Source organism: Pseudomonas ulcerans (assembly GCF_036324125.1).
Taxonomy (GTDB): domain Bacteria; phylum Pseudomonadota; class Gammaproteobacteria; order Pseudomonadales; family Pseudomonadaceae; genus Aquipseudomonas; species Aquipseudomonas ulcerans.
On record NZ_JAZDQN010000006.1, the window covers coordinates 1 to 15608 of the forward strand.

13 protein-coding genes are annotated in these 15608 nt (G+C 65.7%); 7 read left to right on the forward strand and 6 right to left on the reverse strand.

Annotated elements, in window-relative coordinates:
* Positions 1–149: 149 nt before the first annotated feature.
* The 4 genes from V0R59_RS07380 to choX all read right to left on the reverse strand — a co-directional run bounded on the left by V0R59_RS07380 (position 150) and on the right by choX (position 3600).
* Positions 150–620: a thioesterase family protein gene (locus tag V0R59_RS07380; RefSeq protein WP_330077770.1), complete on the reverse strand. Its 471-nt coding sequence runs from the start codon at positions 618–620 to the stop codon at positions 150–152.
* A 10-nt stretch (positions 621–630) separates the two neighbouring features.
* Positions 631–1596, reverse strand: a complete 966-nt coding sequence (locus V0R59_RS07385; RefSeq protein ID WP_330077769.1) for an L-carnitine dehydrogenase — start codon at positions 1594–1596, stop codon at positions 631–633.
* Positions 1597–1612: 16 nt separating this feature from the next.
* Positions 1613–2497 (reverse strand): BKACE family enzyme, encoded by an 885-nt coding sequence (locus V0R59_RS07390; protein ID WP_330077768.1) that lies wholly within the window; start codon positions 2495–2497, stop codon positions 1613–1615.
* A 161-nt stretch (positions 2498–2658) separates the two neighbouring features.
* On the reverse strand, positions 2659–3600 hold the full coding sequence (gene choX / locus V0R59_RS07395; RefSeq protein WP_330077767.1) for a choline ABC transporter substrate-binding protein: 942 nt from the start codon (positions 3598–3600) through the stop codon (positions 2659–2661).
* A 171-nt stretch (positions 3601–3771) separates the two neighbouring features.
* On the opposite strand from choX, the gene V0R59_RS07400 reads away from it, so the two are divergent.
* Both V0R59_RS07400 and V0R59_RS07405 read left to right on the forward strand, forming a co-directional pair.
* Entirely contained in the window at positions 3772–4719 is a 948-nt protein-coding gene (locus tag V0R59_RS07400) for a GlxA family transcriptional regulator (protein ID WP_330077766.1), read from the forward strand.
* 381 nt (positions 4720–5100) lie between these two features.
* Positions 5101–5412, forward strand: coding sequence for a hypothetical protein (locus V0R59_RS07405; protein ID WP_330077765.1), 312 nt, complete (start codon positions 5101–5103; stop codon positions 5410–5412).
* A 19-nt stretch (positions 5413–5431) separates the two neighbouring features.
* On the opposite strand, the gene V0R59_RS07410 is transcribed toward V0R59_RS07405, so the two are convergent.
* On the reverse strand, positions 5432–5851 hold the full coding sequence (locus V0R59_RS07410; RefSeq protein WP_330077764.1) for a DUF3010 family protein: 420 nt from the start codon (positions 5849–5851) through the stop codon (positions 5432–5434).
* An 8-nt stretch (positions 5852–5859) separates the two neighbouring features.
* Positions 5860–6267: a lysozyme inhibitor LprI family protein gene (locus V0R59_RS07415; protein WP_330077763.1), complete on the reverse strand. Its 408-nt coding sequence runs from the start codon at positions 6265–6267 to the stop codon at positions 5860–5862.
* A 169-nt stretch (positions 6268–6436) separates the two neighbouring features.
* On the opposite strand from V0R59_RS07415, the gene V0R59_RS07420 reads away from it, so the two are divergent.
* The 5 genes from V0R59_RS07420 to V0R59_RS07440 all read left to right on the forward strand — a co-directional run bounded on the left by V0R59_RS07420 (position 6437) and on the right by V0R59_RS07440 (position 15583).
* Positions 6437–6940, forward strand: a complete 504-nt coding sequence (locus V0R59_RS07420; RefSeq protein WP_330077762.1) for a sigma-70 family RNA polymerase sigma factor — start codon at positions 6437–6439, stop codon at positions 6938–6940.
* Positions 6941–7049: 109 nt separating this feature from the next.
* Complete coding sequence (locus tag V0R59_RS07425) at positions 7050–8015, forward strand: FecR family protein (protein ID WP_330077761.1); 966 nt, start codon at positions 7050–7052, stop codon at positions 8013–8015.
* Between the two features lie 243 nt (positions 8016–8258).
* Positions 8259–11090, forward strand: coding sequence for a TonB-dependent receptor (locus V0R59_RS07430; protein WP_330077760.1), 2832 nt, complete (start codon positions 8259–8261; stop codon positions 11088–11090).
* Between the two features lie 24 nt (positions 11091–11114).
* A complete protein-coding gene (locus V0R59_RS07435) occupies positions 11115–13919 on the forward strand; it encodes a M16 family metallopeptidase (RefSeq protein WP_330077759.1) in 2805 nt (934 codons plus the stop codon).
* Complete coding sequence (locus V0R59_RS07440) at positions 13916–15583, forward strand: ABC transporter ATP-binding protein/permease (RefSeq protein WP_330077758.1); 1668 nt, start codon at positions 13916–13918, stop codon at positions 15581–15583. The genes V0R59_RS07435 and V0R59_RS07440 overlap by 4 nt, the downstream gene beginning before the upstream one ends.
* Positions 15584–15608 lie beyond the last annotated feature (25 nt).

A 15608-nucleotide genomic window follows, 5' to 3' on the forward strand; every position in this document is an offset into this window, starting at 1 on the left:
TTTGGTGGGGGCTTTTTGCCCCGGGGGGCTACCCGGGTGGCGGGGGTTTTTTTTGTGGCCATTTTTTTGGGGTCGGGGTACCCCCGCGTTTAACGTCAGTGAGTTCACCACCGTAATCGCGGGTGAACCCGCTCCTACAAGGGCTGCGATCAGCCGGGCAAGCGCATTACCCGCCCGACAAATTCCGCCGCCGGCAGATCCGACTGCTCCGCGATGATCCCCTGCAACCGCTCCACCGTCTCCGGCGTGAACGGCGCCGACTTCGGCCCCGCCAGGTCCACATGCAGGAGCATCTGCTCGCTGGCCGCCAGCGCCTCGTCGAACCCCTCGCGATGCAGGCTGTGATACAGGTGCAGGCGCTTGCGATCGAAGCCGATCACCTGGGTGTTGACCCATACCTGCGTGCCCAGTTTCACCTCATGCAGGTAGTTCAGGTGACACTCCAGGGTGAACAGCGAATGCCCGCTGGTTTCGCGGTCGTCAGCGTCCAGGCCGATACGCTCCATGAACGCATCGGTGGCGTAGCTGAAGATCAGCAGGTAGAAGGCATCACGCAGATGCCCGTTGTAGTCGACCCAGTCCGGCAGCACCGGGGTGCGGTAGGTGGTCAGCGCAGGCATCGCGGTCTCCTCAGTCGCTGAAGTTCAGGCCATGGCGGGCCTTGGTGGTTTTCACCGCGTCGAGCACCGCCAGCAGGCAGTCATCACGATAGCGCTCCAGCGAGGCGATGCTGCGTTCGCCACGCTGCTCGCTGGTGCCATCGACCACGGCGTCGATCAGTTCCTCGGTCAGCTCCGGTGCCGGCAGGTAGGTCCACGGCAACTGCAGCGCCGGGCCGAACTGGGCCATGAAGTGGCGCATGCCGGCATCGCCGCCCGCCAGGGTGTAGGTGAGGAAGGTGCCCATGAACGACCAGCGCAGGCCGGCGCCGAAACGGATCGCGTCATCGATCTCGCCAGTGGTCGCCACGCCGTCGTTGACCAGGTGCAGCGCCTCGCGCCACAGCGCTTCGAGCAGGCGGTCGGCGATGAAGCCGGGGACTTCCTTGCGCACGTGCAGCGGTTGCATGCCCAGGGCGCTGTAGACCTGTTTCGCCGCCTCGATCGCCTCGGGCGCGGTGTTGCGGCCACCGACGATTTCCACCAGCGGCAGCAGGTACACAGGGTTGAACGGATGCCCGACGATGCAGCGCTCGGGATGGCTGGACGATTCGTAGAACTCGCTGGGCAGCAGGCCCGAGGTGCTGGAGGCGATCAGCGCGTCGGGCTTGGCGGCGGCGCTGATCCTGCCGTGCAGGTCGAGCTTCAGTTCCAGGCGCTCCGGGGCGCTTTCCTGGATGAAATCGGCGTCACGCACGCATTCCTCGATGGTGGCGACGAAGTGCAGGCGCGATTGTGCGGCGCCGGGTTTCAGGCCCTGTTTTTCCAAGGCCGGCCAGGCATTGGCGATGCGCTTGCGCAGGGCTTCCTCGGCACCGGGCGCCGGGTCCCAGGCCACCACGTCGAGGCCGTTGGCCAGTGCGCGTGCGACCCAGCCGCTGCCGATCACGCCGCTGCCGAGGGCGGCGAAGGTCTTGATGTCGGTAATGAAACTCATGAAATTCTCCTGTGGATCAGCGACGGGTCAGGTTCATCTTGGCGCGGCCTTCGGCGGGGGTGAGGACCCGGGCGCCGAGGCGGTGAAGGATCTCGGCGGCGCGTTCCACCAGTTGGCCGTTGCTGGCCAGCACGCCTTTTTCCAGCCACAGGTTGTCTTCCAGGCCGACCCGTACGTTGCCGCCGAGCAGCACCGCCTGGGCCGCCATCGGCATCTGCATACGGCCGATGCCGAAGCCGGCCCAGGTCACGTTCGGCGGCAGGTTGTCGACCATGGCCTTCATCGTGGTGGTGTCTGCCGGCGCGCCCCACGGGATGCCCAGGCACAGCTGGAACAGCGGGTCGTCGAGCAGGCCCTCTTTCATCATCTGCTTGGCGAACCACAGGTGGCCGGTGTCGAAGATCTCCAGCTCGGCCTTCACGCCCAGTTCGGTGATGCGCCTGGCGCCGGCGCGCAACTGGCTCGGGGTGGAGACATAGATGCTGTTGCCGTCGCCGAAGTTGAGGGTGCCGCAGTCCAGGGTGCAGATTTCCGGCAGCAGCGCCTCGACGTGGGCCAGGCGCTCCAGCGGGCCGATCAGGTCGGTGCCGGCGCCGAATTCCATGGGCATCTCGCCCGGGCCGATTTCCAGGTCGCCGCCCATGCCGGCGGTGAGGTTGACGATGATGTCGACGTCGGATTCGCGGATGCGCTCCATCACCTCGCGGTACAGGTTGACGTCGCGACTGAAGCGGCCGGTCTGCGGGTCGCGGACGTGGCAGTGGACCACGGTGGCGCCGGCCTTGGCCGCTTCCACGGCGGCCTCGGCGATCTGTTTCGGGGTGACCGGGACGAAGTGGCTCTTGCTGGCGGTGTCGCCGGCGCCGGTGAGGGCGCAGGTGATGATGACGTCGTGGTTCATTGCGGTTTCCTTCAGGCGTGTCAGGGCTTCGTTGCCGGGATCGGCAGCGAGGTTTTTGTCGTTTGGGAGGGCCTCATCGCGGGTGAACCCGCTCCCACAAGGTGTGCGACCCCTGTGGGAGCGGGTTCACCGGGACGCCGGACCGCCGCGATAACGGTCTGTCAGTTGGCGGTGAGCTTGAGGTTGTCTGCAGCCGGCTTGCCATCGAAGGTGGTCACCCCTTCAAGCCAGCGCGCCTTGTCCTCGGGATGGTCCTTGAGCCACTGCCGCGCGGATTCCAGCGCGTCCTTGTGGTCGAGCAGCGGCTGCATCATGCGGCTCTCGTCCTCGGCGCTGAAGGTCAGGTTGGCCAGCAGGCGGCTGGCGTTCGGGCAGCGGCTGGCGTAGTCCGGTGCGGTCACCGTCCATACCGTGGCGCGGCCTTCGTCCGGGCCGAGGGCGTTCTCGCTGCCGCTGAGGTATTCCATGTCGACGTTCACGTTCATCGGGTGCGGTGCCCAGCCGAAGAACACCACCGCTTCCTTGCGCCGTACGGCGCGGTCGACGGCGGCGAGCATGCCGGCCTCGCTGGACTCCACCAGCTGGAACTTGCCGAGGCCGAACTGGTTCTTGGCGATCATCGCCTTGATCTGGGTATTGGCCCCGGAGCCCGGCTCGATGCCGTAGATCTTGCCGCCCAGCTCCTTCTCGAACTTGTGGATGTCGGCAAAGGTTTTCAGGCCCTTGTCGGCCAGGTACTTGGGCACCGCGAGGGTGGCGCGGGCGTCGCTCAGGCTCGGTGCGTCGAGGACCTTGACCTGCCCGGCATCCACGAACGGCGTGATGGTCTGGGTCATGATCGGGTTCCAGTAGCCCAGGAACATGTCCAGGCGCTGGTCACGGATGCCGGCGAAGATGATCTGCTGCGAGGCGCTGGTCTGTTTGGTCTGGTAGCCGAGGCCGTCGAGCAGCACCTGGGTCATGGCGCTGGTGGCCATCACGTCGGTCCAGTTGACGACGCCCAGGCGCACGTTCTTGCAGGCGGCCGGTTCTGCGGCCATCACGTTGGTGCTGAGGATTGCGGTACCGACGAGCATCAGAAGCGAACGACTGATCGATTGCATGGTGGCTCCTCCAACGGCAGTTCTAATTGTTATGGGGGGCGGCTTCTGCGAGCCGTGGTGCTCAAGTTACGCGGGGATGGCCCGATGAAATCGCACTGTGGCGACCGGCACTTGCACAGTGGCGACCTGGGGAGTATTAACCGGTGTTTCCCGGCCAGCGAGTCGCCCCGTATGCTTCAGGAATTCCATTTTCTGCTGTTACCCGGCTTCTCCGCCCTTGGCTTCATTTCGGCGCTGGAACCGCTGCGGGTGGCCAACCGCTTTCGCCCCGGGCTGTACCGCTGGCGGGTGTTGAGCCTGGACGGCGGGGCGGTGCTGGCGAGCAATGGCATGTCGGTCAACGCCGATGGTCCGCTGGAGCCACTGGGCAAGGGCGCGACGCTGTTGGTGGTGGCCGGTTTCGAGCCGCTGCAGGGCTATGGCCCGGCCCTGGCCCACTGGCTGCGCAAGCTGGATCACGAAGGCGTGGTGCTCGGCGGTATCGACACCGGCACCCTGATCCTCGCCGAGGCCGGCCTGCTCGACGGGCACCGGGTCACCTTGCATTGGGAAGCGCTGGAGGCGTTCAAGGAGCGTTACCCGCGCCTGGAGGCGACCCAGGAGCTGTTCGAAGTGGACCGTCGGCGCATCACCTCGGCAGGCGGCACCGCCTCGATCGACCTGATGCTCGACCTGATCGGCCAGGCCCATGGCCCGGAACTGGCGATCCAGGTGTCCGAGCAGTTCGTGCTCGGCCGCATCCGCCCGCGCCAGGACCACCAGCGCATGCAGATCGCCTCGCGCTACGGCATCAGCAACAGCAAGCTGGTGCAGGTGATCGGCGCCATGGAGCGCAATACCGAAACGCCGCTCAACACCCTGGAACTGGCCGAGTCGATCCAGGTCAGCCGACGCCAGCTGGAGCGTCTGTTCCGCCTGAACCTGAACGACACCCCCAGCGGTTTCTACCTGCGCCTGCGCCTGGACAAGGCACGGCAGTTGCTGCGCCAGACCGGGATGAGTGTGCTGGAGGTGAGCATTGCCTGCGGATTTGATTCGCCGTCGTATTTCACCAGGAGTTATCGGGCGCGGTTTCAGTGTTGTCCGCGGGAGGATCGGCGGGCGCTTGGGGGTGGCTAGGGAATATCTGGGGCCGCTTTGCAGCCCCGGAAAACCATCAGTGATTGCCATAAATGGCTACGAAACTTCACCGATCTCCGACTTTCTTGTAGGCAATTTCCCAAGCATACTTCCGCGGCTTATCAGCCGTTGCGTGCTGGGGAAACGCTGCCTAGTCTTGCTGCCGTCGTTGATGTCCGGCGACCGGTTTTGACAGACCGCTACCGAAAGTACCCGCAACGCCCATGGCCCATTTTCTTCGTGTCATGGCGGCTGTGCGTGGGGCGCATTCGTGCGCGCCGGGGTCCTTTCGGCCCGGTCTGTCAACCCGCGTACAGCTGCCACCCGCTTGTTTGACAGCAACGTCTGGCAGTTCCATTTCACTACCGAAAGGAAATGCCCATGAAAAAGATCGTCCCCGATCCCCCCGCGCCATCCTCACGCGGACTCACCGTCCACACCCGCTTCGCCTCCTGCCGTAGCGATCATCCCCCGCTGTTTGCCGTATGTGGCGGTGCCGAATTCGACAAGGCCATGGTCCACCTCATCGTCATGCTGCGCTCCGCCTACGAAACCAATCTCCAGGCCTGTGACACGGTCAAGGACAACTACCTGGCGGGCATGCTCTGGGCGACCCAGCACACCCTGGAAGCATCCATGGCGTTGGCCGAGTCGATGATGAAAGGGATGGAGGAGGGGCAGGCGATGGGCTAGGCGCGCCTGAAAATAGCCCTCAACGACGCTTGAACATCAACGCACAAGCACTCTTCCACGCTTCGTGCTGATACTTGTTGAGGGCTGCCGGCGGGGTGAAATCATGCTTCTTGCCCTGCGCCGTAATCGTCTGCGGCGACACCAGGTGCACCTCGCAGCCCTGCAGCAGCTGCAACACCCCTTCCAGTTTGAAGGTCACCGGCCCGCCGGCGAAATCACCTTTCTTGCTGCGCTTCTTGATCGCCAGGTGAGTGATGCCGTGCTCGCCGACAAACGCCTGCATGCGCGCGGCGAAGTCGCGGACTTGCGCCGCGTCTTCGTCGTCCTCGATGCCGATCTTCTTGATCGCCGTGGCCACATGTATCGGTTGCCCGGCGTCCAGGCTGGCCAGGGCCAGCAGGGCTTCGCTGCCCTTGAGTTCGATACCGCAGATGATCATTGGGTTACTCAGTCGGAAGTCGGCAGGCCGAGGGATTGCAGGTATTCGGAGCGGTCGTCGTTGCGCTGCGCCATGCAGGTGTTCTGCGCCGCTTCAAAGGCCTTGCCCGCCGGGATGTCGTAGGTCTCGACCTTGCAGTCGGCGTCACGCAGTTGTTTCCACACCGCTTCGGCGTCGTTGAGGCGCTTGGTCAGTTCGGCGACCTTCGCGGCCTTGCCGGCGTATTGCTCCTTGATGCGGTCCCGCAGGTCGGCGAAGGCGGCGTCCAGCTCGCGCTCGGAGGCGGTGCGGCTGTAGCGGGCGCATTCGTAGTTCTGCTGGTCGGTTTCCACGTTGTCGCACGGCGTGCTTTCTTCTTCGGCGGCGTGGGCACCTACGGCCAGGGCAGCCAGCATCAGCAAGACCATCGATTTCATCAAAGTCATCTCCCAAGGGACTATGGGGCGGGATTCTCGCTCTTTGACCGGGCATTGAACAGCAGGGGCAGATGAAGGTTTTATCAGTTGTTATTGATAATGATTATCGACTGCCGGTAACATCGCCGACCCATGCCTCCGGGCGACTTCATCGACAGGCAGCCGAATCGTGGCGGACGACAAGCTGGAGCTCTACCTCGCTCATCGCGCGGCGCTGCTGGACTATGCGGCGCCCATCGTCGGCTGCCGGGCGCGGGCCGAGGACGTGGTGCAGGAGGCCTGGCTGCGTTTCAGCCGCCAGGACGAGGACGCGGCGATCCGCCATCCGGCCAGCTACCTGTACCGCATCGTGCGCAACCTGGCCCTCGACCTGACCCGCCGCCACGCCACGGAAAAAGCCCAGCCCGGCGGCGACGAGATCCTTGCCGAACTGCCCTCCAGCAGCGCCTCGCCAGAGCGCGAGGTCAGCGGCCAGAACGAGCTGGCTGCCATCAGCCGTGCCCTCGAAGCGCTGCCCGAACGGACCCGCCTGGCCTTCGAGATGCACCGCCTTGGCGGCTTCACCTTGCAGCAGGTGGCAAGCCACCTGAACGTGTCCACCAGCCTGGTCCATCAACTGGTGCACGACGCCCTGCGTCATTGCCTGGAATGCCTGGAGCCGGACGATGACTGATATGCGCGACAATCCGCTGGAAAAATCCGTGGCTGATGCGTCTTTTGCGACGCGAGGGACGAGTGTGCGACCCTTACCGCCCTTTTCAGCCTTCGGAGAGATGCCGGACATGACCTCAGCGGACTGCGCGACCCGCCGCCGGGACCAGGCCCTGGACTGGTTCCTGCGCCTGCAGGCGGCACCCGGGGATGCGCAACTGCGCGCCGGCATGGAGCAGTGGTGCGCCGCCGACGAGGCCAATGCCAAGGCCTATCGAAAGGCCGAGCGGGTCTGGCAGATGAGCGCGCAACTGGCACCGACCACCCAGGCGCAATGGCCGGTCGAGCCGCAGCTGGCGCCGGTGATGCCCCTGCCGGTGCGGCCGAAACGGCGGCGTTACTGGCTGGGCGGGGCGGTCGCGGCCTGCCTGATGATCGCCCTGGCGCCGTCGCTGTCCCTGCGCATGCAGGCCGACTACCGCACGGCTGCCGGCGAGACCCGCGACGTCACCCTGGCCGATGGCAGCCTGGTGCAACTGGACAGCGACACGGCGATCGCCGTCGACTACGCCGGTGACCGGCGTGATGTGAAGCTGATCCGCGGGCAGGCCTTCTTCAAGGTCATGCCGGACAAAGGCAAGCCGTTCCATGTACGTGCCGAAGCCCTGGAGGTCACCGTTACCGGTACGGCGTTCAACGTCGATGTCGGCGCCGGGCAGATGCGCGTGGCGGTGCAGGAAGGCTCGGTCAAGGTCGATGACTGGCGCGCGGCCAAGGCGCTGGCGGCGCAGTTGAAGCCGGGCGACCGCCTGGACTACCACGACGGGCTGGCGCACCTGGACAGGTTCGCCCCGGCCCAGGCTGCAGCCTGGCGCAATGGCCAGGTGATTGCCGACGATACGCCGGTGAGCGAGGTGGTCGCCGAGTTGCGTCGCTACACGCCGGGCCTGGTGGTGCTGCGCAACGACGAACTGGGGCGCAAGCGCGTGACCGGCGTGTATGACCTGCGCAAGCCACAGGCGGCGTTGCGCGCGGTGTTGCAGCCCCATGGTGGCAAGGTCGAGGCCTGGGGGCCTTGGGTCATCGTGTTGCGCTGAATCTTCATTCGTCCTTTCTGGCCTCATCGCTGCATGGGTATCTAAACGTCTTCCGGTTTACCCAAACCCATGTGGCGCGGTCCTTCGCAGCTAACGCAGCTCCTACCCGCGTCGACCATCGCCAAAACTTTTTTCATTTTTTTCTGAAAATCCTCCGCGCTACCCCGTCTTCTGCTCCGCGCGCAGCAATGAGATCCATTCGTATTCAATTTTTCCGGGATTTCCCGGGGCGGGGAGCCAGTCATGTTTCAGGTGTTTTGCCCGGTGCCGAAAGGCCGGGGCGGTTGGTCGTTGCGGTTGAAACGCGCTGCGTGCGGTGGTCTGTTGGGTCTGGCCTGTCTGAACGGCGGGGTGCTGCCGGCGCTGGCCGACGAGGCCGCCGCGCAGTTGCCGAGCCAGGTGCATGCCTTCGATATCCCGGCGCAGCGCCTGTCCAGCGCGCTGATCGCCTTCGGCCAGCAGAGCGGCCTGCAGGTCACCGTCGACGCCCAATGGCTGCGCGACCAGCAGTCCAACCCGGTCCACGGCCAGCTCAGCAGCGAAGGCGCACTGTCGCGCCTGCTGCAGGGCAGCGGCATCACCTGGGACTACAACGACGGTGTGCTGAGCTTCCGCCTGCTCGCCGACGCCGATGCGGGCAAGCTGGAACTGCACGACACATTGGTCCTCGGCGGTACCGAGGAAAACAGCTACCAGGGCGCCACGGTGATCAACCACAAGGCGGTGCAGGCTTTCCCCGGCGCCAATGGCGATATCACCAGGCTGTTGCAGATGCATCCGGCAGTACAGTTCAGCAGCTCGCAGCAGAACTCGAACACTCCCGGCGAAATCGACCCGGCGGACATCAGCATCAACGGTGCCAAGTTCTGGCAGAACAACTTCATGATCGACGGCATCTCGATCAACAACGACCTCGACCCGGGTGCCCATGGTTTCGGCGAAGCCCGCCAGTTCGATGCGGCGCCCAGCCGCTCGTACGGCATCGCCCTGGATGCCGACCTGCTGGAAGAAGTTAAGGTCTACGACAGCAACGTGCCGGCCGAGTACGGCGGCTTCAACGGCGGTGTGATCGACTCCATCACCCGCCGACCGACCAAGGACTTCCACGGCAAGATTTCCTACAGCCTCAGCCGCTCCGAGTGGACCAAGTACCACATCACCGGCGCCGACCAGGCCAACTTCGACAACGCCAGCAACGAGCAGTACACCCCCGACTTCGAGAAGACCACGCTGCGTGGCACCCTCGAAGGTCATCTGAATGATGACTTCGGCGCGATCTTCAGCTTCTCCCAGCGCCGTTCCACCATGCCGATGAACCTCTACGCCGACGGCTACACCAGCCCGTACAACGACGGCGACAAGGAACAGACCCGGCAGCTCGACAACTACATGCTCAAGACCTACTGGACGGTCAACGATCGCCTCAGCCTGGACCTCACCCTGCTCAGCGCCCCGCAGGAAAACCGGCTGTTCCGCGAGAACTACCTGAACTCCGGTTTTACCAACATCAACGGTGGCAAGCAGGGCGCGTTGAAGGCGACCTGGGAAGGCGACAGTGCCCGCTGGACCCACACCCTGGCCTACAACGACCTGTACAGCTCGCGTACCGGCAATGCCAGCGACACCATCGCCTGGTATTACTCACAGGCCAAGAACTGGGGCAAGCTGGAGAACGGCAACTCGCGCAGTGGCGAAGGCTCCTTCGGCAACCTCGACCAGACCCAGAAAAGCATCGACTACGACCTCAAGGTCGACTGGCAGTCGTTCCAGTTCGCCGGTGCCACCCACTCGTTGACCACCGGTGTCGAACTGCGCCGCACCGATGCCACCTGGGAGCGGGAGAGCACCGGGCAGGGTGTGAGCGCGTTCAAGAGGGACACGATCGCCACCTGCGCCAACGACGATCCCTGGTGTTCCATCAGCCTGCTGGCCGACGGCAATACCCGGCAATGGGCCAACCAGCGCACGGCATATGGCGCCGGCAAGCTCGAAGTGGAGGAGATCGCCTGGGCGGTGTTCGCCCAGGACGCCATGCAGATCGGCAAGCTCGGCCTGCGCCCCGGCGTGCGCTTCGAGGGTGACGACTACATGGACCAGAAGACCGTCTCGCCGCGCTTTGCCGGCGACTACGATTTCTTCGGCGACCGCAGCACCGTGCTGGTCTTCGGCGCCAACCGCTACTACGGACGCAATCTGTTCAAGTACCGCCTGAACGATGGCCGCCAGGCCTTCAACACCTTCTACACCCGCACCTCCCAGACTGCCGAGTGGAAGGGCACGACCAACCAGAACCTCACCCGTTTCGCCGGTCTCGACATTCCCTACGATGACGAATGGACCCTGGGCCTGGAACAGCGCTGGCTGGATACCGACTTCAGCCTCAAGTACGTGCACCGCAGCGGCCACGACAAGATCGTCAAGGCCAACCGCCGCGTGCTGGCCCAGGACCCGCTGGAGGGCTACCAGTCGCTCTACACCCAATACACCAACGAAGGTTCGAGCGAGAGCGACAACGTCAGCCTGACCATTACGCCACTCCAGCCGATCCGCTTCCTGGGCAGCTACACCAGCCTGCAGGTAGCCCTGGACTGGTCGCATTCCAAGGACGCCTACGGCAGTTACGAGAGTTCGATCAGCCTCGATGAGCTGAACGACTCGGACGTGATCTACGACGGCGAGCGCATGAGCTTCACCGAGCTGCCGCCCAACGACTACAACCGGCCCTGGACTGCGCGCCTGAGCACCATCACCGAGATCCCCGCGTGGAACCTGACGATCAGCAACTTCGTCCGCTACCGCGGTGCCTACGACCAGATCATCGACACCGGGCGCACCGAGGATGTCGATGGCGAGGCCCTGGCGATCTATGACGCGGCCTCCGTCAAGGCGGCGCCGACCTGGGACATGCGGGTCAAATGGGAAATTCCCACTGCCAGGGATCAAGCGCTGTTCGTGGCCGTGGACGTGACCAACGTCACCGACGAAGTCAACGAAATCGTCTACAGCGGCTCCACCGCCAAGACCACCTACGAGATCGGCCGCCAGTACTGGCTTGAGGTCGGCTACCGCTTCTGACGTCTTCACCGTGGAATGAACCTGATGAACAAGATCCTCGCGGGCCTGCTTGGTCCGCTGCTGCTCGGCGCCTGCGCAACGACCCAGGCGCCCGACACCGCGCTGCCCTGGGACGCCGGGGTGGTGCGCGGAACCTTGCCCAACGGCCTGGAATACCGCCTGGTGCGCGACGCCAGCCAGGCCAACCGCCTCGACCTGCGCCTGACGGTGCAGGCCGGCTCGGTGGACGAGGAGGCCGACCAGGTCGGCGTCGCCCACCTGGTGGAACACCTGACCTTCTACAGCCACGGCAGCGACGCGGCCAACCTGCGCGAGCGCATGACCGCGCTGGGTTGGGTCCAGGGCCGGCACTTCAACGCCGTGACCAACTACGACCGCACCCAATACCTGCTCAGCCCGCCGTCCGGGGTAAAACAGGCGCCGCAGGCGCTGGACGCCCTGGCCGACCTGGTGTTCGCCATGGACTACAACGCTGCCGACCTTGAGCGCGAACGCCCGGTGGTGATCGAGGAATGGCGCGGCGGCCTGGGCGTGGCCCAGCGCATGAACGAGCAGCGCATTGCTTCCCAGCGGGTCGGCTCGCACTACCCGGCGCACCGTACCATCGGCAACGAGGCGGCGATCCGCAATGCCAGCCTCGATGCACTCAAGCGCTACCAGCAGCGCTGGTACGTGCCCAACAACATGGTGCTGTCGGTGGTCGGCGATTTCGAGCCGAGCGAACTGGCGCGGCAGATCGGGCAGGCCTTCGCCAGGCCGGCCGCTGCCACCCTGGCCAGTCGCGAGCAGCGCGAACTGCCGCTGGACGACCGGCTGAAGATCTTCCGCCTGCAAGACCCGCAGACCGGCAGCAACCAGGTGGCCCTGCTGTTCCGCCTGCACGAGCCGGACAGTCGCGGCACCACCCGCGCCGCCATGCGCGAGCGGCTGCTGGACCGCATGACCCTGGCCGCCCTGCAAACCTCGCTGCGTCGTCAGGCACTGACCAACGGCGTGCGCAGCCTGACGCCACAGAAGACCCTGATCGGCGAGCACTCCACCGTGCTTGGCATCGCCGCCGGGGTCGAGGGGATGCAGCATCGCCAGGCCTTGCAGCAGTTGCTCACGGAGATCGAGCGCTTGCGCCAGCATGGTTTCAGTGAGGCCGATGCCGAGCGCGAAAGTGCGGTGATCCGCGACCTGGGTGCCAAGACCCTGGGCAAGGAGGGCGCGCGTACCTTCGAGCAGTGGGTCGAACAACTGAACAACGCGGCGGTGCAGGGCCAACCGGTGGTGGAAAAACACGCGGCGGCGCAGCGTTATCTTGAGGTGCTGCCGAGTATCGATCGCGAGGCCATGAACCAGCGGCTGTGGCGCTGGATCGGCAGTCCCGACCGGGTCTTGCAGTTCAGCGCACCGGGCCTGACGCCGCTGGCGCTGCCAACGGTGGCCGAGGTCGAGGAGATGCAGGCCGCCATTGCCAATTCCTCGCTGAGTGCGCCCCGGGACAAGGTCGCTCAGGCTGAAAGCAAGCCGGTGGCCGAACTGGTCATGCCGGCCTTGCCGGCGCCAGGCCGCCTGGCCAAGCGCACAACGTTCGCGGCGGAGAAGGTCGAGCACTGGCAGCTCGGCAACGGCGACCGCCTGGTCTGGCTCAAGGCCAATGCCGAGGATGGCCGCTGGTCGCTGCAGGCCGAGTCCACGGCCGGCTTCAACCTGGCGGACCGCCCGCTGTGGCGGACCCAGATGGCCACCCAGCTGGCCACCCGCGGCGCACCGCAAGGGCTGTCCGCCGAGGCGCTGGAGAGCTGGCGCAAGGCGCACAAGGTCGGCCTGGGCGTCGAGCAGAAGCCCCAGCGGCTGCAAGTCAGCCTGAGCGTGGCGCCTGCCGAAGGCGCGCTGGTCGATCTGCTGCAAAGCTACCGCCTGAGCCAGCTCGACATGCACATCGACCCGGCGACCTTCGACGCTTCACGCCAGGAACTGCTCAAGCGTCTGCAAGACCGCCCCGACGATGTGCGCGCTGTCGAGGGGGCAAGCATGCGTCGGCTGATGTACGGGCAGGACAGCTGGCACTCACCCGATGCCGCAGCCCTCGAAGCCTTGACCTCCCGCCAGCTGGAAAGCGACTGGCAGCGCCTGTCCGCAGCCCCGGTGACCTACTACCTGATGGCCGATATCGACGTCCGGGTACTGGAAGAGGCGGTGCTGGCCCGTCTGGCGAATATCCCCCGAGGCCAGGCGCTGGCGCCGAAAGTGCCGTTGCAGAAGGCCGGCCAGCGCAGCGAGTCGCTGGCCATCGCCCTGGAGCCGCGCGCGGTGTTCCAGGCCAGCAGCTACAGCGAGCAGGCCTGGAGTCCGCAGGCGGCGGCGCGGGTCGCGGCACTGCGTGACCTGGCCAGCCAGCAGCTCAAGCAGCGCCTGCGCGGCGAGGCCGCCGGGGTCTACCGCTTGAAGTTCGAGAGCGAGTTGAACCCGGATACCGGGCGTATCGAAAGCCGCTTGAGCTTTACCTGCGATCCGGCCCGGGTCGATGAGCTCTGGGCGCTGGCCCGGGATACCCTGGCCGGGCTGCCGCAGGCAGTGGAGGGCAAGTGGGTCGAAAGCGAGCGCGTCGAGCTGCTGCGCCAGGAACGCAAGCGCCGTGACGATCCACAGACCCAGCAGCGCCGCCTGGTCCTCAGCGAGCGGCACTGGGGCGATCCGCGCTACCTGAGCCAGCAGGCACGACTGCCGGAAGGCTTGACCCTGGAGGCGCTCAAGGTCACCGCGGGGCAGTTGTTCCCCCGCGCCAACCAGGTCCGGCAGACCCTGCTGCCGACCCCGGCCGCGCAGGAACAGGCCCTGTGAACGCGCTGCGGGCGTTCTACCGGCTGTCCCGGCCGTTCTGGGGCAGTCGCAGTCAGTGGCTGGCCTGGCTGATGCTCGCCGGGGTGATCGGCATGGGCTTGCTGGTGGTGCAGATCAATGTCTGGATCAACGCCTGGAGCAAGACCTTCTACGACACCCTCGGCGCCTTCGACACCGATGCGCTGTATGCCTTGATGGGGCAGTACTCGCTGTATATCGGCAGCTACGTGCTGATCTACGTCTACCTCGACTGGCTGCGCAAGGGCTTGGTGATTCGCTGGCGCCAGGCGATGACCGAGCGCCTGACCGCCGCCTGGCTCGGCGATCAGGCTTTCTATCGCCTGGGCTTTGGCGACGAGCCGGACAACCCGGACCAGCGCATCGCCCAGGACGTGGACATGATGGTCGACCTGAGCGTCGAGCTGACGGCCTCGTTCGTCATCAACCTGGCCCAGGTCGGTGCCTTCGTGGTGATTCTCTGGGAGCTGTCCGGGACCCAGACCTTCAGCCTGTTCGGCACCACGTTCAGCATCGACGGCTACCTGGTCTGGCTGGTGCTGGTCTATACCTTGCTCGGCAGCCTGGTCACCCATTGGGTCGGCAAGCCGCTGCATGGCCTGAACTACGAACGCGAGCACCGCGAGGCGGATTTCCGCGCCAGCCTGCTGCGCAAGCGCGACCATGCCGAGCAGATCGCCCTGTACCGCGGCGAAGCGGTGGAGCGGCGGCAGCTGGCCGAGCGCTTCCAGGCCATCGCCGACAACTGGCGGCAACTGATGGGCCGCGAGCGCAACCTGAGCCTGTTCACCGTGGCCTTCGAACGGGTCAGCCTGATCATCCCGGTGTTCGCCGCCTTGCCGCTGTTCCTGGCCAAGACCATCACCCTCGGCGGCCTGATGCAGATCCGCAGTGCGTTCACGGCGGTGCAGGGCTCGCTGAGCTGGTTTATCAAGCTGTATCCCAAGCTGGTGCGCTGGAGCGCGGCATTGCAGCGCCTGGAACAGTTCGAGCGGGCCATCGCCGCCAGCCGCCAGCAGGTGCGCGAGGCGCCGGCAGGGGCGTGCCTGTGTACCGAGGGCCTGGCGGTGTGCCGGCCGGATGGCAGCGTGTTGCTGGACGGCCTGGATGTGCGGGTGATGCCTGGGCAATGGGTGCGGCTTGCCGGCCGCAGCGGGCTGGGCAAGTCGACCTTGCTGCGCACCCTGCAGGGCCTTTGGCCGTACTGTCGCGGAAACTGGCAACTGCCCATGGGCCGCAGCCTGTTGCTGCCGCAGCAGCCCTACCTGGCGAAGATGCCGCTGGGCGAATTGCTGGCCTATCCGGACACCGAACTGCCCAACGACGCACGGCTGGCCGGCGCCCTGCATGCGGTGGGCTTGCCGGGGCTGGTGGCCCGGCTGGATGAACAGTGCGAATGGGATCGGGTGCTCAGCGGCGGTGAGCAGCAGCGGATCAGCCTGGCCCGGGCATTGCTGTACCGGCCGGACACCCTGTACCTGGACGAGGCGACCAACCAGCTCGACGAAGCCAGCGCTCGGGGGCTGCTGCAACGGCTGAAGCGGGAACTGCCGGGGTGCACCGTGATCGCCATCACCCATCAGCCCGGGCTGGCGGCGTTGTTCGATAACACGCTGGCGCTGGAGCAGGAGACGGTGCCGGCCTGACGCTGCCACGCGGGCAGCGCCAGGG